26 protein-coding genes and 1 other annotated feature are annotated in these 22,004 nt (G+C 44.3%); of the genes, 2 read left to right on the forward strand and 24 right to left on the reverse strand.

What is annotated here, in order from left to right:
* Position 1 precedes the first annotated feature (1 nt).
* Positions 2 to 367 carry a TIGR04086 family membrane protein gene (locus tag NFS43_RS02990; RefSeq protein ID WP_251549334.1) on the forward strand — a complete coding sequence of 122 codons (366 nt, stop codon included), beginning with the start codon at positions 2 to 4 and terminating at the stop codon, positions 365 to 367.
* Positions 368 to 405: 38 nt separating this feature from the next.
* Here the strand turns inward: NFS43_RS02990 and yajC are convergent, their stop codons facing one another.
* The 9 genes from yajC to safA all read right to left on the reverse strand — a co-directional run bounded on the left by yajC (position 406) and on the right by safA (position 8,969).
* Positions 406 to 729 carry a preprotein translocase subunit YajC gene (yajC, locus tag NFS43_RS02995; protein WP_251549335.1) on the reverse strand — a complete coding sequence of 108 codons (324 nt, stop codon included), beginning with the start codon at positions 727 to 729 and terminating at the stop codon, positions 406 to 408.
* Between the two features lie 33 nt (positions 730 to 762).
* Complete coding sequence (gene tgt, locus NFS43_RS03000; protein WP_251549337.1) at positions 763 to 1,902, reverse strand: tRNA guanosine(34) transglycosylase Tgt; 1,140 nt, start codon at positions 1,900 to 1,902, stop codon at positions 763 to 765.
* A 28-nt stretch (positions 1,903 to 1,930) separates the two neighbouring features.
* Entirely contained in the window at positions 1,931 to 2,959 is a 1,029-nt protein-coding gene (gene queA / locus NFS43_RS03005; protein WP_251549339.1) for a tRNA preQ1(34) S-adenosylmethionine ribosyltransferase-isomerase QueA, read from the reverse strand.
* Between the two features lie 50 nt (positions 2,960 to 3,009).
* Positions 3,010 to 4,011, reverse strand: coding sequence for a Holliday junction branch migration DNA helicase RuvB (ruvB, locus tag NFS43_RS03010; protein ID WP_251549341.1), 1,002 nt, complete (start codon positions 4,009 to 4,011; stop codon positions 3,010 to 3,012).
* 10 nt (positions 4,012 to 4,021) lie between these two features.
* Positions 4,022 to 4,636, reverse strand: coding sequence for a Holliday junction branch migration protein RuvA (gene ruvA / locus NFS43_RS03015; protein WP_251549343.1), 615 nt, complete (start codon positions 4,634 to 4,636; stop codon positions 4,022 to 4,024).
* A gap of 145 nt (positions 4,637 to 4,781) precedes the next feature.
* Positions 4,782 to 5,309, reverse strand: coding sequence for a BofC C-terminal domain-containing protein (locus NFS43_RS03020; RefSeq protein ID WP_251549345.1), 528 nt, complete (start codon positions 5,307 to 5,309; stop codon positions 4,782 to 4,784).
* A gap of 132 nt (positions 5,310 to 5,441) precedes the next feature.
* On the reverse strand, positions 5,442 to 6,125 hold the full coding sequence (locus NFS43_RS03025; RefSeq protein WP_251549346.1) for a YhcN/YlaJ family sporulation lipoprotein: 684 nt from the start codon (positions 6,123 to 6,125) through the stop codon (positions 5,442 to 5,444).
* A gap of 98 nt (positions 6,126 to 6,223) precedes the next feature.
* On the reverse strand, positions 6,224 to 7,207 hold the full coding sequence (locus NFS43_RS03030; RefSeq protein ID WP_251549348.1) for an aminoglycoside phosphotransferase family protein: 984 nt from the start codon (positions 7,205 to 7,207) through the stop codon (positions 6,224 to 6,226).
* On the reverse strand, positions 7,191 to 8,969 hold the full coding sequence (gene safA, locus NFS43_RS03035; RefSeq protein WP_251549350.1) for a SafA/ExsA family spore coat assembly protein: 1,779 nt from the start codon (positions 8,967 to 8,969) through the stop codon (positions 7,191 to 7,193). The genes NFS43_RS03030 and safA overlap by 17 nt, the downstream gene beginning before the upstream one ends.
* 209 nt (positions 8,970 to 9,178) lie before the next feature.
* Here safA and NFS43_RS03040 point away from each other — a divergent pair, with 209 nt between their 5' ends.
* Positions 9,179 to 9,712, forward strand: a complete 534-nt coding sequence (locus NFS43_RS03040) for a transcription repressor NadR (protein ID WP_251549352.1) — start codon at positions 9,179 to 9,181, stop codon at positions 9,710 to 9,712.
* A 226-nt stretch (positions 9,713 to 9,938) separates the two neighbouring features.
* On the opposite strand, the gene pheA is transcribed toward NFS43_RS03040, so the two are convergent.
* The 15 genes from pheA to NFS43_RS03115 form a co-directional block, all read right to left on the reverse strand.
* Positions 9,939 to 10,793, reverse strand: a complete 855-nt coding sequence (gene pheA, locus NFS43_RS03045) for a prephenate dehydratase (RefSeq protein WP_251549354.1) — start codon at positions 10,791 to 10,793, stop codon at positions 9,939 to 9,941.
* Between the two features lie 48 nt (positions 10,794 to 10,841).
* A complete protein-coding gene (locus tag NFS43_RS03050) occupies positions 10,842 to 11,291 on the reverse strand; it encodes an ACT domain-containing protein (RefSeq protein WP_251549355.1) in 450 nt (149 codons plus the stop codon).
* A gap of 29 nt (positions 11,292 to 11,320) precedes the next feature.
* Complete coding sequence (obgE, locus tag NFS43_RS03055) at positions 11,321 to 12,613, reverse strand: GTPase ObgE (protein ID WP_251549357.1); 1,293 nt, start codon at positions 12,611 to 12,613, stop codon at positions 11,321 to 11,323.
* A 64-nt stretch (positions 12,614 to 12,677) separates the two neighbouring features.
* The gene (locus tag NFS43_RS03060; protein WP_251549359.1) at positions 12,678 to 13,217 is read right to left on the reverse strand and encodes a sporulation initiation phosphotransferase B; all 540 of its coding nucleotides are present in this window, start codon (positions 13,215 to 13,217) and stop codon (positions 12,678 to 12,680) included.
* A gap of 197 nt (positions 13,218 to 13,414) precedes the next feature.
* Positions 13,415 to 13,708: a 50S ribosomal protein L27 gene (rpmA, locus tag NFS43_RS03065; protein ID WP_026572313.1), complete on the reverse strand. Its 294-nt coding sequence runs from the start codon at positions 13,706 to 13,708 to the stop codon at positions 13,415 to 13,417.
* Complete coding sequence (locus NFS43_RS03070) at positions 13,709 to 14,050, reverse strand: ribosomal-processing cysteine protease Prp (protein WP_251549361.1); 342 nt, start codon at positions 14,048 to 14,050, stop codon at positions 13,709 to 13,711.
* 12 nt (positions 14,051 to 14,062) lie between these two features.
* The gene (gene rplU, locus NFS43_RS03075) at positions 14,063 to 14,371 is read right to left on the reverse strand and encodes a 50S ribosomal protein L21 (RefSeq protein ID WP_251549362.1); all 309 of its coding nucleotides are present in this window, start codon (positions 14,369 to 14,371) and stop codon (positions 14,063 to 14,065) included.
* Positions 14,372 to 14,384: 13 nt separating this feature from the next.
* Positions 14,385 to 14,467, reverse strand: a sequence feature (ribosomal protein L21 leader region).
* Positions 14,468 to 14,514: 47 nt separating this feature from the next.
* Positions 14,515 to 15,963: an Rne/Rng family ribonuclease gene (locus tag NFS43_RS03080; protein WP_251549364.1), complete on the reverse strand. Its 1,449-nt coding sequence runs from the start codon at positions 15,961 to 15,963 to the stop codon at positions 14,515 to 14,517.
* A gap of 63 nt (positions 15,964 to 16,026) precedes the next feature.
* On the reverse strand, positions 16,027 to 16,893 hold the full coding sequence (locus NFS43_RS03085) for a M50 family metallopeptidase (RefSeq protein WP_251549366.1): 867 nt from the start codon (positions 16,891 to 16,893) through the stop codon (positions 16,027 to 16,029).
* Positions 16,886 to 17,665, reverse strand: a complete 780-nt coding sequence (locus NFS43_RS03090) for a M23 family metallopeptidase (RefSeq protein ID WP_251549367.1) — start codon at positions 17,663 to 17,665, stop codon at positions 16,886 to 16,888. Before NFS43_RS03090 ends, NFS43_RS03085 begins: the two co-directional genes overlap by 8 nt.
* Before the next feature lie 153 nt (positions 17,666 to 17,818).
* The gene (gene minD / locus NFS43_RS03095; protein WP_251549369.1) at positions 17,819 to 18,622 is read right to left on the reverse strand and encodes a septum site-determining protein MinD; all 804 of its coding nucleotides are present in this window, start codon (positions 18,620 to 18,622) and stop codon (positions 17,819 to 17,821) included.
* A 1-nt stretch (position 18,623) separates the two neighbouring features.
* Positions 18,624 to 19,304 (reverse strand): septum site-determining protein MinC, encoded by a 681-nt coding sequence (minC, locus tag NFS43_RS03100; protein WP_251549371.1) that lies wholly within the window; start codon positions 19,302 to 19,304, stop codon positions 18,624 to 18,626.
* Positions 19,305 to 19,432: 128 nt separating this feature from the next.
* Complete coding sequence (mreD, locus tag NFS43_RS03105) at positions 19,433 to 19,951, reverse strand: rod shape-determining protein MreD (protein ID WP_251549373.1); 519 nt, start codon at positions 19,949 to 19,951, stop codon at positions 19,433 to 19,435.
* Positions 19,948 to 20,829: a rod shape-determining protein MreC gene (gene mreC, locus NFS43_RS03110; RefSeq protein WP_251549375.1), complete on the reverse strand. Its 882-nt coding sequence runs from the start codon at positions 20,827 to 20,829 to the stop codon at positions 19,948 to 19,950. The genes mreD and mreC overlap by 4 nt, the downstream gene beginning before the upstream one ends.
* 61 nt (positions 20,830 to 20,890) lie before the next feature.
* The gene (locus tag NFS43_RS03115; protein WP_251549377.1) at positions 20,891 to 21,913 is read right to left on the reverse strand and encodes a rod shape-determining protein; all 1,023 of its coding nucleotides are present in this window, start codon (positions 21,911 to 21,913) and stop codon (positions 20,891 to 20,893) included.
* Positions 21,914 to 22,004: the final 91 nt, after the last annotated feature.

The following is a 22,004-nucleotide window of genomic DNA, read 5'->3' on the forward strand; positions in this document are numbered from 1 at the left end:
AATGTCGATTCTTTATGGGTTGATCTTTATTTTTGCCTTTGCAATCGTCTGCAGCCTGATATTTTCCCTTATATTAAGGTTTACTTCAGTCCAGGAATCTTCACTGCAATACGTTATAACTGCATTGTCCTTTCTAGGACTGTTTGGGGGCGGCTTTCTGTCAGGGGGTAAACGGAAGGAAAGAGGCTGGCTGATTGGCGGGCTAACCGGACTTGTGTACTCGCTAATTGTTTTCTTCTTTCAATTCCTGGGCTACGACCGGCTGTTCACTGCCGAACAATTCATCTACTATACTTGTTATATTCTCATCGCCATGATGGGCGGAATCCTTGGGGTCAATATCTCGGGGAATTCAAGAACTGCCTAAAAACAAAGGAAGCCTGTTTCGGCTTCCTTTGTTTTGTCTTATTTCTCTAAACTTACTTCTTTTGTCTCTTTAGTTTCTTTTGCTTCTTTCGGAGCTTCCTTGCTTGGTTCCGTTACTTCTCGAATCGCGTTGCGATCGTATGTAAGACGGCTGCCATCTCCGCATTTGATCACGACTTTGTTATCATCAATCGAATCAATAAAGCCATGCAATCCGCCAATGGTGACAATCTTGTCCCCTTTTTTCAAACTGCTCTGCATGTTTTGAACATTTTTTTGGCGCTTTTGCTGCGGACGGATTAATAAGAAATAAAATAACACAAACATTAATAATAATGGAATTAATGAACCTAATCCTTGCATCTTGTTATTTCCCTCCTTTCAAATCAAACTTATTTAGAAATTTCTCGCATTTGGCTTGTTAAAACCGTACTGCTCAAAAAATTCTTCTCGGAAATCACCAAGCCGGTCTTCCCTAATGGCTTGTCTGACCTTCTCCATTAATCTTAACAGAAAATAGAGATTATGGTAAGACGTTAAACGAATTCCAAATGTTTCATTACAGTGAATCAAATGACGGATATACGCGCGGCTGTAATTTTTGCATGTATAGCAATCGCACTCTGGGTCAAGCGGTCCAAAGTCCCGGGCATATTTGGCATTTTTTACAACCAGCCGTCCTTGACTCGTCATCAGGGTGCCATTTCTGGCGATTCGAGTTGGCAGAACACAGTCAAACATGTCAATGCCCCGGATAGACCCATCAATGAGCGAATCCGGCGACCCCACTCCCATTAAATAGCGCGGTTTATTCGATGGCAATAATGGTGTCGTATATTCAAGCATACGATTCATAACGTCTTTTGGTTCCCCAACAGACAAACCGCCGACCGCATACCCTGGAAAATCAAGCGACACAAGGTCCTCGGCACTTTGCTTTCTAAGCTCCTCGTATTCGCCGCCTTGAACAATTCCAAATAGGCCCTGGTCCTCTGGGCGCTGATGCGCGTTTAGGCACCGCTCTGCCCATCTGGACGTCCGTTCCACTGATTTTTTCATATATTCAAATGTTGCCGGATATGGGGGACATTCGTCAAATGCCATCATAATATCCGAACCAAGGGCATTTTGAATTTCCATCGATTTTTCCGGTGACAAAAATAATTTCTCACCGCTTAGATGGTTTCGGAAATGAACCCCTTCTTCCTCAATTTTCCGGAATTCACTTAAACTGAACACCTGGAAGCCGCCGGAATCAGTAAGGATTGCCCGGTCCCAGTTCATGAATTTATGCAATCCCCCAGCCTCTTTGATAATATCGTGGCCAGGGCGGAGCCATAAATGATACGTATTGCTTAGTATAATTCCAGCACCCATCTGTTTCAAGTCTTCCGGTGCCATCGTTTTAACTGTGGCAAGTGTCCCTACTGGCATAAAGGCAGGCGTATCAAAAGAACCATGCGGCGTGTGGACTTTTCCAAGCCGGGCACCTGTTTGTTTACATGTTTTAATGAGTTCATAACGTATTGCAGTCAAATTGTTTTCTCCTTCCTAAAAACGAAGCCTAAATGATGAACATCGCATCGCCAAAACTGAAAAAACGATATTGTTCTTTTACAGCTGTATTGTAGGCATGCAAAATATTTTCACGCCCGGCTAACGCACTGACGAGCATAATGAGAGTCGATTTTGGCAAATGAAAATTGGTAATTAATCCATCAATGGCTTTAAAGGTATACCCCGGGTAAATAAAAATATTCGTCCAGCCGCTGCCAGCCTCAAACTTGCCATCATGGGCTGAGGCGATTGTTTCTAATGTGCGTGTGGAAGTCGTACCGACAGTAATGATTCTTCCGCCTTTCTCACGCACAACATTAAGCAGTCTCGCTGTCTCTTCATTCATCATATAAAACTCCGAATGCATATCATGGCCTTCAATATCATCGACATTGACCGGACGGAACGTGCCAAGGCCAACATGCAGGGTAATAAAGGCGACATGCACACCCATCTTCCTAATTTCATCCAGCAATTCTTCCGTAAAATGAAGGCCTGCCGTTGGGGCCGCTGCAGAACCTGGTTCTCTGGCGTAAACTGTCTGGTACCGGCCCTGATCCTCCAGCCTCTCTTTTATGTAAGGAGGTAGCGGCATTTCGCCAAGCTGGTCAAGCACTTCATAAAAAATCCCGCTGTAGCTGAACTCCAATACCCTGCCGCCATGTTCTAGAGTTTCGGTGCAGACCGCTTTTAGAAGTCCCTCGCCAAACTCTAGTTCCGTTCCTTCCTTCACTCGTTTTGCAGGCTTCACCAGCGTTTCCCAGCGGTCGCCTTCCAGTTGTTTTAACAGGAGCACTTCAATATGTGCTCCAGTGTCTGTTTTGACACCAAAAAGACGTGCAGGAAGGACCTTTGTATCATTTAATACGAGGCAGTCTCCCTCACGCAAATATTCAGCAATATTTTTAAATACCTCATGTTTAATATCGCCTGTTTCCTTATTCACGACCATTAATCGGCTGTCCGCCCGGTTCTTCAGCGGAACTTGCGCAATTAATTCTTCAGGCAAATGAAAATCAAACAAATCCAGTTTCATAACTATAACATCCCTATCTTAACAAAATCTGCCTATAACATATAAGCCATTCATGGTGACGGCACCTCCATGCCAAAATGGCGATAAACGGCCAATGTCACAATTCTGCCTCTAGGAGTCCGCTGGAGAAAACCGATTTGCAGCAGATATGGTTCATAAACATCTTCAATCGTTTCCGCTTCTTCCCCAATGGAGGCAGCGATCGTATCCAGTCCAACTGGTCCGCCGCGAAACTTTTCAATGATTCCCTTTAACAGCTTGTGGTCAATATGATCCAGTCCAAGCCGGTCGACCTGAAGCAATTCAAGAGCCTCCCGGGCAAGTGTCAGGTCAATCGTGCCGTTTCCTTTCACTTGGGCAAAGTCCCTGACTCTGCGAAGGAGACGATTGGCAATCCGCGGTGTCCCCCGCGCCCTTCTGGCAATTTCTGCTGCGGAGGCTTCATCTATTTCCGTTTCGAACAGTTCAGCGGTCCTTTGGACAATATCTTTTAATTGATCCTCTTTATAATACTCGAGACGGCTCAAAACTCCAAATCTATCCCTTAATGGGGCCGATAATGCCCCTGCCCTGGTTGTTGCGCCAACGAGGGTAAACGGCGGAAGATCCAGCCGGATTGACCTGGCGCTTGGGCCTTTGCCTATCACGATATCCAGGCAAAAATCCTCCATGGCCGGATATAACACTTCTTCTATCGCCCTTGGAAGCCGATGGATTTCATCGATAAACAATACATCTCCCGGCTCGAGCGCTGTGAGAATGGCGGCCAGATCCCCAGGGCGTTCAATTGCCGGACCTGATGTGGTTCGGATGTTTACGCCCATTTCTTTGGCAATTATTATGGCCAATGTCGTCTTTCCCAATCCAGGCGGGCCATAAAGCAAGACATGATCTAAGGTTTCCTGGCGGAATTTGGCGGCCTGAATAAAAATTTCCAAATTCTCTTTAACCTGCGTTTGCCCGATGTATTGCTTTAATGTCTGAGGTCTTAGGCTCTGCTCAAAGCTAGTCTCATTCTCATTTGCTTCACTGGATATTATCCGGTCTTCCATTGGTCATCACCTATTTTAAAAGCCGCTGGAGGGCCTTTTTAATATACTGGTCTGTCGTCAACTGTTCCTTCTTTAGTTCCGGTGAAATCCTTTTAATTTCTTTTTCGGAATAGCCGAGAGCCTTTAAGGCAAGCATTGCTTCATCAAACTCTGAATGATGGGCTGCGGTTGCTTCAAGCTGGAACTGATCGGCGTTGAAAAGATTTGGAAAAAAGTCCGGCACAATATCCTGCAATTTTCCTTTCAAATCCAAAATCATCTGCCTGGCCGTCTTTTTGCCGACCCCTGGGAATTTGATAAGAAAACTTTCATCCTCCTGTTCAATCGCGTTGACTACTTGCTGCACTTCACCGGAAGCAAGAATCGCGAGTGCCCCCTTTGGCCCGATCCCGGAAACATTTAATAGCTTAGTAAACAGTTTTTTTTCTTCTCTAGAGTCAAAACCGTACAAAGCCATAATATCCTCACGAACATAATGATACGTATAAACAATTACCATTGTCCCCATTTTACCCGAATAAATGAACGGATTGGGTGTTCCGATTTGATAACCGATTCCATTGTTTTCAATCACAATATATTCAGGACCGACAAAATCTACCGTCCCTTTAATAAATTCAAACATCCCATTCTCTCCTCTAGTTTGTTGCACATGGATGCTTTTTTCCACACTGTATTTCATTCTATCATACAATTTTGCAGGAGATGAAGAAAATAGTCTGTCCGAAAAAAAATCAGGCTGAGGCTGTTTCAGTCTGATTAGATAAAAACTATTCTTTTTTAACCGAATATGGCTTAAATGTTTCCAATACCTCGACATAATGATCTTTCGTCATAATCGGGATTCCTTGAATCAACTGTTGCTGCGTTTTACTTTCAAGCTTCTTTATATCGATTTGAAAAAACGATTGAATAATCTTTGAACGGTCCGGTCTTCCGTTGTATATCGTTAAAATTCCGTCCGGCGATACACCAAAGAAACCATTTGCCTTCAGCAAAGGAGAAATATCATCTACTTTCTGTTGAAAAACAAACGTGGAATCCTCAATATCAATCAGCCTCCATTGGTCATATTTCGCCCAAAAGTTTTCCATCGACCAGCATGTCTCATCAACGACCTCCCGGCTGACCTCCCCATCCAGATACATTCTCTCTAATATGACCGTAATGTGCAGAGGTTCTGTCTTCCGTTGATCATCCAATAGAGCGGCAGAGCCAGTCATGGCGAATCCGGCGGTAATACTTATAAGCAGGAAGAGAATAATAGGAAGCGCTTGGTGCAGCCAGGATTTTCTCATCGCATTGAACCTCATGCTATTCACCTCTTATAGTAAAATATAACTATTCACACTCCTAGTGTAGCCTGATCTTTCCTTTTTATCCTAGAAACAGATGAAAAGGGCAAAGCATGATGCTTCGCCCTTTTCTTTCTATTTTCCATCCGGTTCCGGCTGGCGCTGTTGATTATTGATGTTCCGATCGCGTCCCAGTACACCTTCATCCACGATCACTTTCACCTGTCTGCCGTCCGCATAAGGCTTTACCGCATTCTGAATGGCCCGCTTTGTTTCAGCCGCCTTGCTTTCATCTTGCAGTTTAACTGAAACTGTAATGGTATTGCCATATGCTACGGACCGGATACTCCGTACGTTGTCAACGTCCGCGACTTTGCTGCGGATGGCATCAGTGACATTTTCTTGTGTACCAGGTGAGGTTGTTACACCTGCATTGCCAATTTGTTTATTCAAGTGGCCGTGGTAATTCAGATCACTTGTACTAAATTGATTATCCCGCTGAAAAAAATTTCGGTCTGTCTTCGTAAGAGGTTTTGTCGGATTGTCTGGATTCCCATTTTCATCTTTTTTCTGAAGCTTGTTTCTTTCGTTTTCCTGGTCTTCATCACCAAGGGTATGGTCCAAAATATCAACCATAGGTCCGTCATTGTCCCTAAGGACTTCATAATTTTTATCTGAATGGTTCTCATTTGAATAATACCCGAGTGGCTGTGCACCTTGATTCACATTATTATTCGTGTCATCATCATTGTTCGCACAACCGGCAGCCCCAGCAATCATGAGGACTGAAAAAGGAATCATCCACCGTTTCTTGTTCAAGCGAAAAACCCCCTCTATGCATCATGAGCATTTAATATGCTCATGTTTAGGGTGCAATTTTTGAGGAGGTTTCATTCTTCCATAAATTGTTGGCCGCATTATTCTGCCAACCGTTGAATTTGCTGAACAAACTTTTTTCTTAAAAAAAATTGGCCAAGGGATAAGTCAATCACCTGTTTTACTTTCCGCTCATTTGTATAAGATTTTTCCCTCATGAGACGATTCCATTCCCGATAGATGTCCGCCGGATAGGCTAATGCAGATAAAAAGGCTTTATTTGAAAGGTAAGCCTTCATTTGTTTATGCTGCCAAAGATTTGTCAAAGACCAGTCCAAATGAAACAAAATCCGATTGGCGTATTGCAAATAATCATAAACAGGAGGACCGATGGCAATTAAGTCAAAATCAATTAAATACAGTTCCCCATTTTTCGCTCTTAAAAAATTGTGGTGGGCAACATCCCCATGCAGAATGACCTTTGGTTCTTTTGTGAACAAATGATGGCTGCTGCTCATTTTTTCCAAGGACCAATTTCCCCATGAGACCAATTCAGAAAGTAAGGAGTGGTCGATAAATCTTCGGAGAAAAGGCCGGTGATGGCAAAAAATATCAAACCGTTCGATCCATTTTTCATACAGGTCCGCTTGCGAAAGCAGGGTTTGGTAACGGGCGGCGAATCGGGCGGTAGTTTCATGAAAAGAATTGAGCAGCGTCAATCCTTCCTGGCGGTTCCTTTGAGTACGGAACGAAAATCCTGTTTGATTTGGGGGAATATATTCGATACAGCCGAAATAAAGGCCATTTAAAAAAGGCGGCTCTCCTGAAGGGGGCACAAGAAATCGATAGGTTTTGGAAAAACCTTCTTTTCTTAAGGTAGCTGTAAAGGCTTCTTGCAGCTTTAATTTGTTTATCGACTGATACCCCTTTAAAACCCAAGATTGTTTGGCTGTTTTTACCAGGAAGACATTTTTTCGAATCGGGACCCCTTCTACGATTTTCTGAGAAAACTGCGACTGAAAATAAGAGAAGAGACGATCAAAACAATCATCGTCTCCCTTGTTGGCATTATGAACTACTCTCATCATGATACTCTGGCCAACCTTGGCCGACCGGTCCCATACCATACGGATTCATAAACGGGGGCTGTGCAGCACCCATTGGTACGGTATATGGGGCACTGTATATCGGCGGGGTAGGCGGAACAAAGTTTTGTGGAGCTCCTCCGCCGCATCCGCAATCGCCTCCTGCACTTGCAGGCGGATTAGGGGCTGGCATTTGTGCCCCAGCAAACTGTGCACCCATGCCCCCCATATCTGGCGGGTATCCATAAGGTGCACCCAGGGTGTAAGGATTTACTCCAGCAGGATTGACAAATCCAGGGTCGGACATGGATGGGAAGGTTCCCATCGGGCCGCCTAGAGGCTGAGTTGCGGATGCTGGAGGATATCCTGCCGGCATTTGATCAACATCTGCTGGCATTTGACCCATTGGCATTTGGCCTTGGCCCATTGGCATTTGGCCATAGCCCATTGGCATTTGGCCGTAGCCCATTGGCATCTGGCCGTAACCCATTGGCATCTGGCCGTAACCCATTGGCATCTGGCCGTGGCCCATTGGCATTTGGCCGTAGTCCATTGGCATTTGGCCGTAGTCCATTGGCATTTGGCCTTGGCCCATTGGCATTTGGCCTTGGCCCATTGACATTTGGCCTTGGCCCATTGGCATTTGACCTTGACCCATTGGCATTTGGCCTTGACCCATTGGCATTTGGCCTTGACCCATTGGCATTTGGCCTTGACCCATTGGCATTTGGCCTTGGCCCATTGGCATTTGGCCTTGGCCCATTGGCATTTGGCCTTGACCCATTGGCATTTGGCCTTGACCCATTGGCATTTGGCCGTAGCCCGCTGGAGTTTGGCCAGAAAAGCCAGGATCCATTGGCATTGGCTGCTGATAAGGATTGGTTTGTGCTCCCATTGCTGCTCCACCAGGATGATAGGACGGAACGGGCGGCATATAGGACGATTCATCATCAAAATCCTGTGGGATAAAGGCTGGTCCCGATGCTGCAGGTGCGGCTGCAGAAGGAACATATCCTGCCGGCGCAGCCATTCCAGGTGCACCAGGCATGCCAGCAGCCGGCTGGAACGTCATGAATGGCTGAACAGGAAAGCCTCCAAAAGGCGGACAAAATCCTGAACCCGGCAACACTGGCGTAACCGGAACACAGTACTCCTGCTGCGGCATAGCCATTGGCGCTTCCACTGGCGGCGGAGTCTGGATTGGCATTTCTTTAGGCGGCTGTACTTGAACTGGCGCCTCTTTCGGTGGTACAGGAGGTGCAGGCATTTTAATTGGGTTCTCCTTTTTCACCTCTTCTTTCACTTCCGGCAGAATATTTTCTGGCTTTTTCGGAAGCTTCGGCTGTTCTATTTTCATGTTTTGCATATTCATCATATAATAATTGTTTACATCAATTTCTGGGATAATTTGCAGGGGCATTTTCGGCGTATATGGGGCTTTCGGCGCTTCCTCAACCGGCTTTTCTTTAGCAATTGGAACTTCCTTTACAGGAGCTTCTTTAATAGGAACCTCCTTCTGAATCGGCTTCTCTTTGATAGGCTGCTCTTTCAGCGGAACCTCTTTTTTGACTCCTAGATTTGATACGGGCCCTTCTTTTTTTATCGTTCCACCTGAGGTTGGGACTTTTATTTTCATACCGGGCATAATCATATCAGGATTACTGAGCTGTGTATTTAATTTTTTCAGCTCTTCAAAGTTCACGCCGTACTTCTTGGCGATCTTCCAAAGAGTATCCCCTTTCTGTACGATATGGATCTTCACTCTGACTTCCCTCCTATGCATAAGTCCATATAGTGTATGTGAAAATGGGCAAAGTGCTAATAATCTTCACAAAAACTTATGCTCATTTTAAAAAAATTATGTTTGTACAAGGCAAAACCGGTCACACGTTTGGGTTAAGTCGTTTTCCAATTTTATTTCGATATGATAAAATTGTTCATTATCGGACGGTTAGGGAGCGGTTAAACAAAATGGAGCAAAGAAAAATACTTGGGGAAGAACGGAGAAACTTTATTCTGCAATTATTAAAGGATAGCGGTTTCCCGATTACCGGGAGCGAGCTGGCCGAAAAAACAAATGTCAGCAGGCAGGTCATTGTCGGAGACATTACTCTTTTAAAGGCAAAAAATGAACCGATTATTGCGACAAGCCAGGGCTATATGTATTTGAAGCAGGCAAGCGGGACGGTTGTTCATGAAAGGACGATTGCCTGTAAGCATTCACCGGAGGATACAGACAAAGAGCTGCTGCTCTTTGTCGACCATGGTGTTACCGTGAAAGAAGTTAGGATTGAGCATGCTGTTTATGGAGATTTAACTGCATCAATTATGGTATCGAATCGCCAGGAAGTCCAACAGTTCATGGAGAAAATCAGAAAAACGAAAGCTGCCTTTTTATCAGAATTAACAGGCGGCATCCACCTGCATACTGTTTCAGCTGCCAGTGAGGCTGCTCTTGATCAAGTAGAGAAAGCCTTGCAAAAAGAAGGATATTTAATGGAATAAAAGCAAAGCTCAAACCCTTTTCATTGAAGACAGTTTACCAGATTTTTCACTGGCTTTTGTCTTCAAGCACCATTATTAAGGACATTTTGCCCGGTTTCTCGCTGGCTTTTGTCCTTAAGCGGACTTCTTAAAGACACTTCGACGGGCTTCTCATTGGCTTTTGTCCTTAAGAACCCTTCTTTCAAATTCTTACAAAAGCAAGAATGGACCCATAGCGGGTCCATTTTTAGTCAAATCCAACATTTAATTGGGGATAACTGCCTAACAGGGTTACCCCGCAGCCCAAAGCTTCCAGTTCAGCAATCGCTCCAGGTATTAACACTTCATCCAGTTTCATTTCCACATCAATGATAAAAAAGTAATTGCCAATCCCCGTTTTCATTGGTCTCGATTCAATTTTTGACAGGTTAATCTTCCTCCAAGCAAAAGCAGACAGCACTTGATGCAGCGATCCGGCCTGGTCGGAAGGAAGAGTCACCATCAGAGTGGTTTTATAATGAGAAGCCCCGCTCATTAATTGAAAATCAAGAGTATTTACGGACAATACAACAAAACGGGTATGATTATAATCAAAATCATGAATATTTTTCTTCACAATGGTCAGGCCATATTCTTGGGCGGCGAGCTCATTGGCAATGGCGCCTACATTCAAATGAGGGTTCTCCAGTACAAGCTTGGCTGCAGCAGCAGTCGACGATACCGCTTCATACGGGACACCTTTATAATGTGTATGTAAAAATTTGTGGCATTGGGCAATCGCGTGAGAATGACTATAAATTTTCGTAACGTCCTGCCATTTGGAAGCATTATTAGGATGAACCATTAAATGCTGCTTAATCGGCAGGGTGATCTCTCCGACGATTGGAATTTGTACCTCCTGAGTCAAATAATCAAGAGTAATATTGACAGACCCCTCTAATGCATTTTCCAACGGGACCACTGCCAAATCTACCTGCTGCTCCACCACCGCGTCCATACATTCCGGGATTGTACTATATGCCTCTAAATCACAGTCGGAGAATGCATTTCTGACGGCAATTTCACTAAAAGTGGCCTTCGGTCCCAAATAACCTATCTTCACGTTTCTTCTACTCCCTTTCTAGACAGAAAGTGCCGGACAGGAGCTCCTTTAAGCCCCTGTTCCCAGCACTTCCACTTTCTCTACAAATTCAAGTCTTTTCAGTTTAGCGAGTAATTCATCCATTTCATTGGTCATACCAGAAGTATGCAATGAAAGGGTAACATTTGCCCGCCCTTGCAGCGGTATGGTCTGGTGAATAGTCAGGACATTGCAGCCAGAATCAGCCACAACGCTTAATAATTTGGACAGGGTACCGGAACGGTCTTCTAGATGAAAGAACAAGGAAACGAGCCGTTCTTGTTTAATCGTTGAAAAAGGAAACACCGTATCCTTATACTTATAAAAAGCACTGCGGCTTAAATCGACCTTCTGCACAGCTTCCCCAATCGATTCCGCTTTTCCTCTTTCAAGCAATTCCTTAGCCTGAATAGTTTTTCTCATCGCTTCCGATAATACATCCTCTCGGACTAAATAAAACTTTTTCTCAGAGTTATCCATGTCTCTCTTCTACCTCTTTAGGGCCTGTCTTATTCAATAAACTCAAATTCAAATTCCATTAACCTGACAATGTCTCCGTCTTTTGCTCCCCTTGCTCTCAAGGCATCATCCACTCCCATGCCGCGAAGCTGGCGGGCAAAACGCCGAACCGATTCATCTCTTGAAAAATCAGTCATCTTAAACAATCTTTCCAATTTTTCACCGGAAAGTACAAACGCCCCGTCCGGATCCCTGGTAATCTTAAAGGACTCTGGATCAGCTTCGTGTTTATAAAGAACACGATTAATGCCTGCTTCCTCTTCTTCCTCATGCTGCAATGGAAACTCTGGCGTTTCCTCGAGCTTATCAGCTACTGCAAACAATAGCTCCCTTAGACCTTTCCTCGATACAGCTGATATCGCGAAAATCGGATAATCCTCTTGAAGCTGTTCTTTAAACTTCTTGAGATTTTCCTCCGCTTCCGGCATGTCCATTTTATTGGCGACAATAATTTGCGGACGCTCCGTCAGGCGCAGATTATATTCTTTCAATTCCCGATTGATCGTCTGATAGTCTTCATATGGGTCTCTGCCTTCCATGGCCGCCATGTCAATCACATGGACGATGACCCTTGTCCGCTCGATATGGCGCAGGAACTGATGTCCCAGACCTACTCCTGAGTGGGCTCCTTCAATCAGACCCGGTAAATCGGCCATGACAAAGCTTCTGCCGTCCTCTGTTTCCACCATTCCCAGGTTAGGAACAATCGTCGTAAAATGGTACTCCGCAATCTTTGGCTTGGCTGAGGAGACAACAGATAATAAAGTGGATTTCCCGACGCTCGGAAAACCAACTAGCCCTACATCTGCCAAGAGCTTCAACTCTAGGATAACGTCCCTTTCCTGCCCTGGTTCTCCGTTTTCCGCAATTTCAGGGGCTGGATTGGCCGGTGTCGCAAATCGGCTGTTTCCTCTTCCGCCGCGTCCCCCTTTGGCAATAACGGCCCGATGCCCATGCTCAACGAGATCTGCGATGACTTCTTTCGTTTCAGCGTCCATCACAACTGTTCCAGGCGGAACCTTTACAATCATATCCTTGGCGTTTCTGCCATGCTGATTCTTAGACATGCCATGTTCGCCGCGCGGCGCTTTAAAATGCCGCTGATACCGGAAATCCATTAAAGTGCGCAATCCTTCGTCCACTTCAAAGACTACATCGGCACCTTTTCCTCCATCGCCGCCTGCAGGGCCGCCCTTTGGAACATATTTTTCCCGGCGGTAAGCAACCATGCCATTTCCGCCGTCTCCGCCTTTAACATAAATCTTTACTTGATCAACAAACATTGTATTCCTCCCGTCGAATGTGTTGATAATGCTGATTGCGACGAGAATCGCGAGGGTCAGCCGCCTAAACGGTCGGCATAAAAACCTCTAATGCGAGTTCGTTTTCGGAAAATTCCTTGATGCTGACATCCAATTCATGTTCTTTTGGTTCAGCCAGGAACTTTTCAATCAGTTCACTATTCCTTATTATTCCGCTAAAATCAAAAAAGAAACGAATCCCTTCTGCTTGCGGGTCAATGGTAATTGATAAATGATTTTCTTGGTATACATCAACTGCTTGGTCTAGGCATGAAAACAACAGGCCGGACCATTTAGTTAGGTCAACATCGTTAATACGTGCCGAATCGTGATCTTCAAAGACTTCATATTCGAGCACAAAGGACCGGCTCTCCCAGTTGGTTTTTAACAGCAAGGACGCAAAATGGGGCACTCCCAAGTTGGACAGTTTTGTCTCATGCTGTGCTTCGATGACAATTTTATCAATGACCGCCTTAGCCCGGTCGATTCGATTTAAGTCTATGTTCCCCTTAATCAGCTGCAGCTTGTTTAACCAATCATGCCGTGAATGCCGCAGCACTTCAATAATATCCCACTGTTTTTCCATACATACGCTCCCAATAAAAAATTTGGAAAAGGGTTTGGTGTTAGTATATCAAAAAAATAAGCTATCGTAAGCATTTTTTACGGAATGATGTGGGGGCTGGGGAAAATCTATATTGAAGGATGCAATTAAATGGAAGTTTTTTCCTTGGTTATTCAAAAAGAAAACTCTAACCAATCCGGTTAGAGTTTTCATATGGCTTATGCTTCTTGAGCAACAGGGTATACGCTCACTTTTTTACGGTCACGACCTAAACGTTCAAATTTTACAACGCCGTCGATTTTTGCAAATAAAGTGTCGTCTCCGCCACGGCCAACGTTTTCACCTGGATAAATCTTTGTACCGCGTTGACGGTAAAGGATTGAACCGCCAGTTACGAATTGGCCGTCTGCACGCTTAGCGCCAAGGCGCTTTGCGATAGAGTCACGTCCGTTCTTTGTAGAACCTACCCCTTTTTTAGATGCAAACAACTGAAGATCTAATTTTAATAACATTTATTCCACCTCCTGCTTTTTGAAGGTAATTTTTATGTGCTTTCCATACTCTTCTTCCAACGTCTGTAAAGAGATAATCATTCCTTCGAACAGAAGTTGAACTTTCTCGAATATGTCTTCCGGTAAATGGGCCGGAATCACACAGCGGAGAAAGCCATCTCCCTGTTCAATTTCAGGAGTGACGCCAGTAATGGCGTGCACTGCATTGATTGCCCCTACCGAGACAGCGGATGCGCCTGCACAGACGATATCCTTGCCCCGTTCGGCAAAAAAAGCATGACCACTTATGATAAACGAATGGATGAATCCAGAGTCAGTACGATTAATCGTTACATTAATCATCTAATCAACACCTTACGCGTTGATTTTTTCGATCACAACTTTAGTGTAAGGTTGACGATGACCTTGTTTCTTACGGTTGTTTTTCTTTGCTTTGTACTTGAAAACAATAATTTTCTTCGCACGGCCTTGTTTTTCAACTTTAGCTGTAACAGTAGCGCCTTCAACTACAGGGCTTCCTACCTTCACAGTTTCACCGCCAACGAAAAGAACCTTGTCAAAAGTAACTGTTTCACCAGCTTCTGCATTTAATTTTTCAATGTAGATAGCTTGGCCTTCTTCGACTTTCAATTGCTTACCGCCAGTTTCGATAATTGCGTACATGAACTGCACCTCCTTATTAACTCAGACTCGCCAAATACAGGCGCTTTGCACAACAAGCAAAATCTTACTACCTGCACTGTGCGGTTGTAGCACGGGTGCTACAAACATAACGTTAAAATATTAACATAACAGAAGCATAAGTGTCAATAGAAATCGGCTGCTTTTTGGGCCACCTCGGCTTCCTCTCCAAATTGCTTGACCACATAATAAGGCTCAATCGAAGGATGAAGAGTAAAATAGAGTTTTAAGTGAATCATCTGTTCCAGCAGTCCGCGATGCTCCTCATTTGGACCAAGCAGGGCGGTTTGCACGTCAGGTGTCGTTTCGATCAGTACGGCTTCAGAATCTGAAAAGCGGTGTTCCAGCAGTTCCCGTTCGAGCCGGAACGCCACTGTCTCCGGACTCAAAATCCGGCCCGTCCCGCCGCAAGCAGTACACTTTACCTGCAGGGTCTCAGAGAGGGTGACCTTCGTCTTTTTTCGCGTCAGCTGCAGGATGCCCAGCGGTGTAAATCCGATCAGCTTAGTCCGTTTGTCATCTCGAATGATTTCCTGCTGCATGATATCGAGAATTGCCTGTTTATCCTGCTCCCGGCTCATATCAATAAAATCGATTAACACAATTCCGCCAATATCACGCAGCCTGAGCTGGTGCATAATTTCTTGGGCGGCAAGCTGATTGGTCTTTAAGACGGTATCGCGATAGTCCGCTTTTCCGGAAAATTTGCCTGTATTCACATCGATAACCGTTAAGGCTTCGGTCTCATCAAAAATTAAATAAGCCCCATTATCGAGCCAGACAACCCGTTTTAGCGCTTTCTCCAGCTTCTGTTCAATGCTGTAGGCGGCAAAGATATTCTCTTTTCCATTATAAAAGGTAAGGCCAGCTGGAAGATTTTTTTGTTCCAGCCATTTTTTCAGTTCCAGATCATCCACCATTATTTCGCCTGCTCCCATTTTTGCCGCTTGACTTGCGACCAATTCAAGAAAGGTATCCTGCTGGTAAAGGATGCCGGGCTTAGATAAGCCAGCAGCCTTCGCAAGCAGTTCATGATAGCTATGGCGCAGTGACTCGAATTCTTGTTGGATTTCATCCTCTGTACTGTTAATGCTTGACGTGCGAAAAATCAGCCCCTCTTCCTTGTTTTTGAGCTTTGAACCCAGCTTTCGGAAACGGGCTTTCTTTTGTTCGTCCGCAATTTTTTTCGAAACCGATACATACTGTCCATTTGGCAGGTAGATCAGATTATCTCCTTGGATTTCGATATTGCCTGTGACCCTTGGGCCTTTGGTGCCAGTCGCATCCTTGTTTACTTGGACCAGCAGCTTTTCCCCTTGATGGGCGAATGATGTAACGTTTTGTTGTTTGTCTGATGACAATAAGTAGGATGGGAGTTCATCACGATGCAAATAGGCATTCTTTTCCTCGCCAATATTGATAAAAACGGCATTCATCCCCGGCAATACTTTGGTGATGGTCCCATAATAAATATTGCCGACCAGAGAATGCTGCTCCGGACGGTCAATGATGAGTTTTTCAATTTGATTGTTTTTTAAATAGGCAAATCTTTTCTCTCTCGAAAGGTAATTCACAATTAGAGTTTCCAAACCAGTGTCCTCACTTTTCCAGCCATAATGGTATTATTATATCTCTATTTAGTATAAAAAAAGAAGGTCGCTGATTTTATCCGTTAACCGTTTTTCCGTGAAATAGGCATGCAGCAATTCATTTTCATCTAATGTATGTTTCTCCCTGTCATCACCCTGCACAATAATTGGGTGCTTGCAGCCCCGCTGAAATTTTTCCAAGACATCAATAAGCAAATCCTGTTCGCTGGCATGAATCGGCTTTAGATTACTTGGCTCAGATTTTTTTCCGTAATATCGTTCCAGTAAAAACCGCATAAAAATAAACCGGCGCTGTTTCCATTCATAATGGAGCGAGAACAACAAGAAGGCAATGATAACCCATACATTCAGATGTGCCGGTGCATTTACTAAAACAAGTCCTGAGAATATCAACAGGCTTGCGAACGAAATCAGAAGCGTCAGGCGGTGTGCTTCAGGAAAGGCCCGCTTTAGGGAAAGTGCCAGGAACACCATTTTTCCGCCGTCAAGCGGCCAGATTGGGAATAAATTAAAGATGAGGATCATCAGGTTGTATTCGATAAATAAATGATAAAGATCCTCCGGCATGAGCTGGAAAGAAAGCAAGCCGTAGGCAGCTGCCATCATCCAAAAATGCTGGATAGGACCTGCCAAGACGACAATGGTCTCTTCCTTTAACGGACGATTTCCATGCTCATCCATTTCCGCCACCCCGCCAAATGGCAGGAGGGTAATTTTCTTGATTCTCCATGAAAAAAAAGAAGCCGCCGCTGCATGACCCATTTCATGGATAAAAATAATCGTTAAGAGCAAACAGACATCCATGAAACGGGCGGTGGCAATGGCGAGGGCAAGGATGATCCATAATAATGGATGGATTTGAACAAGTTTCAGTAACCCTATCGCTTTATTCAACTCGTATCACCTTTATTGGATCGATGAACGCATCCCCTTTTTTCACTGCAAAATAGTACTGTCCTTTGCTCGCATCATCTCCAGCCGAATCAGACACCGTCCCGACAATCGTTTTATTATCGATATATTCATATAATTTCACCTTGATATCTGCCAAATTGCCATACCATGTCTCTGTTTCGTCGGCATGCTGGATAACAATCGTTTTGCCTAATCCATCCTTCACTCCTGCGAAGGTGACAAATCCATCATTGATAGCCTGAACAGGGGCTCCCTTCCCTGTCTGAATCATGATACCCTGCCCATTTTTTTCGAAGTTTTCAAGGATTTTGCCCGTTACCGGAACCGCTCCCTTTGCCTCTTGTTTGTTATCTGCGTTATCTTTTTCGTTAAATGGCAGCAAGGCAAGCGGTTTTCCGAACTTTTCCTCATACCAGTTGGATACAACTGCAAATTTAAAATCGGTTTCCATTGTTTTCACAATAAAGGTTCTGGCTGATTCAAGGCCAGCGGACTGGTTGCGGAACAGGATCGCAATCCCCAAAAACAAGAGGATGGATGCCAATATTTTGAAAAAGAAGACCTCTTTTTTGAATAATGGGTGTCCGGCTTCATCATTATGGTTCATCGAAGGAGGGGAATAATTCCAATCAAATGAATCATCGTTACCTGACCAGACTAAAGGCCGTTCGTTCACTTTTTCTGCTGAACCCTTTTCTTTTTTCCTTTTGGCGATTCGCCGCCTTATTTCATCCGGAGTAGATCGTGCCATACCCATCAACCCTTTTCACACTGTTTGTACAAGTTTATGATAGGGCTGGACAGAGTATGACAGGCCAGTCATCAAAAATGACAGCTGGGATACAACCATCCCAAAATAAAAAAATCTGTTCACTGCTTAATGCCGATGAACAGATTTTAGATTTTATCTCACACCAAAGAATTTCTTGATTTTGGTAAAAACGTTCTTATTATCTTCCTCCAGCGGCTGAAGGGGAATCGATTCACCGAGAATTCTTCGGGCAATATTCCGATACGCAATCGATGCCTTGCTGTTTGGATTCAGGGCAATCGGCTCTCCGTGATTGGAGGCACGGATGACTTCCTCATCATCGGCCACAATCCCAATCAATTCGATCGATAAATGCTGCGTGATCTCATCAATATCCAGCATGTCACCGCTTTTCATCATATGATTCCGAATCCGGTTCACGATTAATTTCGGCGATTCCATATGCTTTTCTTTTTCCAGAAGCCCAATAATTCGGTCAGCATCCCGTACAGCGGAAACCTCCGGCGTGGTGACCACAATCGCTTTATCGGCACCGGCTACTGCATTCTTATAGCCTTGCTCAATACCAGCAGGGCAATCGATAATGATATAATCATAGTCTTGCTTTAATTCTGTGATCAAGTCACGCATTTGCTCCGGCTTAACGGCTGATTTATCAACCGTTTGCGCAGCAGGGAGCAAATACAATAACCCATCAAATCGCTTATCCTTGACTAAAGCCTGATGGATTTTGCATCTGCCTTCCACTACATCGACTAAATCATAAATAATTCGATTCTCAAGCCCCATTACGACATCCAAGTTTCGAAGACCGATGTCAGTATCTACCAAGCATACTTTCTTTCCTTGGAGGGCAAGTGCAGTGCCAATATTAGCTGAGGTAGTTGTTTTGCCGACGCCGCCCTTACCTGATGTAATTACGATTGCTTCTCCCACTTTAATGTCCCCCTTCTAATCTGGTCAAATTAGGCCTTATTTTCATTAATGCTTGTAATCTATCAAAAACTATCTGCCGATTTTCATTCATATAGGCGCATTCCATATCATGATTGTCCTCACTTTGCCATGCTTCGGAAATCCGATTGATGCAATCACTAATGCGCAATTGGGATGGTCTCATGCTAGAGGCAGCAATGACAGCCTGCTCATTTCCATTGCAGCCGGCATGGGCAACTCCTCTTAACGTGCCCATCACAAAAATATTTCCGCCAGCAATAACAGAGCCTCCTGGGTTTACATCACCAATCAAGAGCAAATCCCCGGTCACTTTTAAGACTTGGCCGGAACGGACGATACTTGCGACGGTTACGACCTCTGTTTCTTCACGCAGCCGCTTGGCCTCGTCCTTTGTCATGACGTTGGATTCAATCTCATCCACTGCAAAATTTTTCTTTTGGCGGATTAATTGTTTCAGTTCTTCGAGCTGTTCCTCTATTAAATACCGGTTGCCGATATTGACTGTAACGGGGATCAACTGGCGGTCATCTTGGGTTCTGGTATTGGCAGAAAGCTTTTCGTCCAGCTCTAGTTTTAGCTCCTGAAAGGAACAGTTATCATCAAGATGCAGCACCAGACCGCCCTTTGTCCCCTTTATTGTAACATTTTGCCGTTTTTTCATGGAGAATTTTTCACCTCATAAATTAGGAAAACCATCTCGGGATTTTCGAGTACATCCTTATTCCCTGGATAAACACACACTATCTAAATATATTTCGACACGTTGTGCCTATTCTCCTCTTTTTCCAATCAATCATCTTTTAAAGCTTCGGAATACTTTTCAAAGCAGCGCTTAAACAGGAACCCTGTCAGCAAAATAAAAATCGCATTCAAGATTAGTGTAGGATAAAATCTTAAATTGATAAAGCTCATAAAATCTAAATCGGTTACATGGATTAAAAAGTTCATTTCATAGACGCCAATTTCCAGCAGCGCAATGCCGCCAAGGGAGACGATGGACGCCACAATAATGTTGGACTGCAGCACATGCATCACTTTGGTAACGATATATGCAACGAAGGGGAAGAGAAATAAGTAAATCCCCAGCACTTCCACATAAACAATATCAAATAGCAGGCCGAAAATAGCCGAATAGAGGATTCCTTTGTTTTTCCCAATATAGATGGTAAAAAAAAGCAGGCCGGTATATAAGAAATGAGGCACTAAAATTTTGCTTTGCCCAAAAACTTTCTCGGGCATAAACTGAACAAACAAACTTTCAGCAATAAACAACGCTAAAAACAAAAGAGGAAGAAGGAATTTTCTCACAAGTCCTCCTCCTTCCCATCTGACATATCGCTTGTATCCGGCTGCGTCATTAATCGTTTGATGACCAGGACGTTTTCAATATCATAGAAATCTGCTCCCGGCTTGACCAGCGCTGTTTGGTTTAACCCATACTGATCTGGCTTCACATCGACCACTTTCCCAATTAATAATCCTTGCGGGAAGACTCCCCCGAGGCCTGAGGTAATGACGGTCTGTCCTTTTTCAACCTTCGCACCGGAAGGAATTCCTTTCACTAACAAAGCTTTTTCTTTGTCGTCATACCCCTGGACAAACCCATAAATATTGGTATCGGATTGGATGAGAGCTGAAATCCGATTTTTCGGATCCATGGCGCTCAAAAGCTGGACCGTCGAGCTAAATTGGTTCACGCTTTTTACTTTTCCAATTAGGCCGTCAGCAGTTACGACTGCCATGTTTTTCTTGATCCCGCTTAGGCTGCCTTTGTCAATAATCAGCATTTCATGCCAGCGGTCCGGATTTCGCCCGATGACGGTGGCAGGCGATGGTTCCATATCTCTCAATGTTTTTTCTTCACCATTAATTTTCCGCAAATCTTCATTATCTTTTTTCAGTGCCTGAATCTCTGCTTCAAGGCTGGCGATTTTTTCTACCCGTGATTTTAATTCTTTATTCTCTTTATATGTATTTTGCAAATCCTGGAGATTTTCAAAAAAGCCTGCAACATAATTGGCAGGCTTTGAAACCAGGGATTGAACCCAGCCGGTGGTATCTTTGACAAATTGCTCCGGCCAGGTTAATTTACTTCTCTCCCTTAATGAAAACCCAATCAATGCCACGAGAATAATAATGCTGACGAGCAAAATGATCAGTCGTTTATTCAAAAAGAACTGTGGCATGATGATACACCTCTACTATAAGATGGAACATCACGTTACATATCCAGCTGCAGTGCCCGATTTAACGTGAGTCCTTTGCTTTATTTTTAAACAAATGAATATGGTCTAATGCATTGCCTGTGCCAATTGCTACGCAATCAAGCGGATTTTCAGCTATTAAAACAGGCATTTTCGTTTCTTCACTAATGACCTTGTCCAAGTTGCGAAGCAGCGCCCCGCCTCCTGTCAAGACGATTCCCCTGTCCATAATGTCGGCTGCCAATTCCGGCGGGGTCTTTTCTAATGTATTCTTCACGGCCTCAACAATCGCGTAAACCGTGTCGTTTAAAGCAGAGGCAATTTCTTTGGCAGTGATTTCAATCGTTTTTGGCAGTCCTGTCAATAAATCACGGCCGCGGATTTCCATATTATCGATTGCTTCCGGCGTGCCAGCAGAGCCAATTTCCATTTTAACCATTTCCGCCGTGCGATCGCCAATTAATAAATTGTAGCTTTTGCGGATGTAGGAAATAATGGCGTCATCCATTTCATCCCCTGCAATGCGAATGGATTGGCTGGTTACAATGCCCCCAAGGGAGATAATGGCCACTTCGGTTGTACCGCCGCCAATATCCACCACCATGCTGCCAGTCGGCTCCCAGACAGGAAGATTGGCCCCGATAGCCGCTGCAAACGGCTCCTCAATCGTATAGGCATCTTTTGCCCCTGCTTGCCTAGTAGCATCGATTACGGCCCGCTCTTCAACGGCTGTAATTCCTGATGGGACACAAACCATGACATGAGGTTTGCCAGAAAATGCGCCTTTCGCCTTTTGTGCTTGGCGAATCAAATGTTTCATCATGGCTGCGGTTGTTTCAAAGTCAGCAATGACTCCATCCTTCATCGGCCGAGTTGCGACCACGTTGCCCGGTGTCCGGCCAATCATATTTTTGGCATCATTACCAACGGCAACGATTTGTTTTGTGTCAGTCTGAAGGGCCACTACGGATGGCTCCCGTAAAACAATTCCTTTTCCTTTTACATATACAAGGGTATTGGCAGTTCCCAAATCTATCCCAAGATCTTTTGTTCCAAATCCAAACATTGTGTTGTATCTCCCTTTCTGATACGAAATGCAAAAAATTAAAATGATGGGCAGGTGATTACCTTTTTTTTTTTATCCTACCAAATTTCTA

This window comes from Neobacillus muris, assembly GCF_943193175.1.
GTDB classification, from domain to species: Bacteria; Bacillota; Bacilli; order Bacillales; family Cytobacillaceae; genus Neobacillus; species Neobacillus muris.

Excerpts from the sequence above, each read along its gene's own strand:
- mreC (WP_251549375.1), bottom strand. The coding sequence starts at position 20,829 with ATGCCACAGTTCTTTTTGAATAAACGACTGATCATTTTGCTCGTCAGC.
- NFS43_RS03070 (WP_251549361.1), bottom strand. The coding sequence starts at position 14,050 with ATGATTAATGTAACGATTAATCGTACTGACTCTGGATTCATCCATTCG.
- NFS43_RS02990 (WP_251549334.1), top strand. The coding sequence starts at position 2 with ATGTCGATTCTTTATGGGTTGATCTTTATTTTTGCCTTTGCAATCGTC.
- NFS43_RS03020 (WP_251549345.1), bottom strand. The coding sequence starts at position 5,309 with ATGAGAAAATCCTGGCTGCACCAAGCGCTTCCTATTATTCTCTTCCTG.
- yajC (WP_251549335.1), bottom strand. The coding sequence starts at position 729 with ATGCAAGGATTAGGTTCATTAATTCCATTATTATTAATGTTTGTGTTA.
- obgE (WP_251549357.1), bottom strand. The coding sequence starts at position 12,613 with ATGTTTGTTGATCAAGTAAAGATTTATGTTAAAGGCGGAGACGGCGGA.
- rpmA (WP_026572313.1), bottom strand. The coding sequence starts at position 13,708 with ATGTTATTAAAATTAGATCTTCAGTTGTTTGCATCTAAAAAAGGGGTA.
- NFS43_RS03040 (WP_251549352.1), top strand. The coding sequence starts at position 9,179 with ATGGAGCAAAGAAAAATACTTGGGGAAGAACGGAGAAACTTTATTCTG.
- minC (WP_251549371.1), bottom strand. The coding sequence starts at position 19,304 with ATGAAAAAACGGCAAAATGTTACAATAAAGGGGACAAAGGGCGGTCTG.
- ruvB (WP_251549341.1), bottom strand. The coding sequence starts at position 4,011 with ATGGAAGACCGGATAATATCCAGTGAAGCAAATGAGAATGAGACTAGC.
- NFS43_RS03090 (WP_251549367.1), bottom strand. The coding sequence starts at position 17,665 with ATGGCACGATCTACTCCGGATGAAATAAGGCGGCGAATCGCCAAAAGG.
- NFS43_RS03115 (WP_251549377.1), bottom strand. The coding sequence starts at position 21,913 with ATGTTTGGATTTGGAACAAAAGATCTTGGGATAGATTTGGGAACTGCC.
- NFS43_RS03060 (WP_251549359.1), bottom strand. The coding sequence starts at position 13,217 with ATGGAAAAACAGTGGGATATTATTGAAGTGCTGCGGCATTCACGGCAT.
- NFS43_RS03050 (WP_251549355.1), bottom strand. The coding sequence starts at position 11,291 with ATGGATAACTCTGAGAAAAAGTTTTATTTAGTCCGAGAGGATGTATTA.
- NFS43_RS03030 (WP_251549348.1), bottom strand. The coding sequence starts at position 7,207 with ATGAGAGTAGTTCATAATGCCAACAAGGGAGACGATGATTGTTTTGAT.
- rplU (WP_251549362.1), bottom strand. The coding sequence starts at position 14,371 with ATGTACGCAATTATCGAAACTGGCGGTAAGCAATTGAAAGTCGAAGAA.
- ruvA (WP_251549343.1), bottom strand. The coding sequence starts at position 4,636 with ATGTTTGAATTTATTAAAGGGACGGTAGATTTTGTCGGTCCTGAATAT.
- queA (WP_251549339.1), bottom strand. The coding sequence starts at position 2,959 with ATGAAACTGGATTTGTTTGATTTTCATTTGCCTGAAGAATTAATTGCG.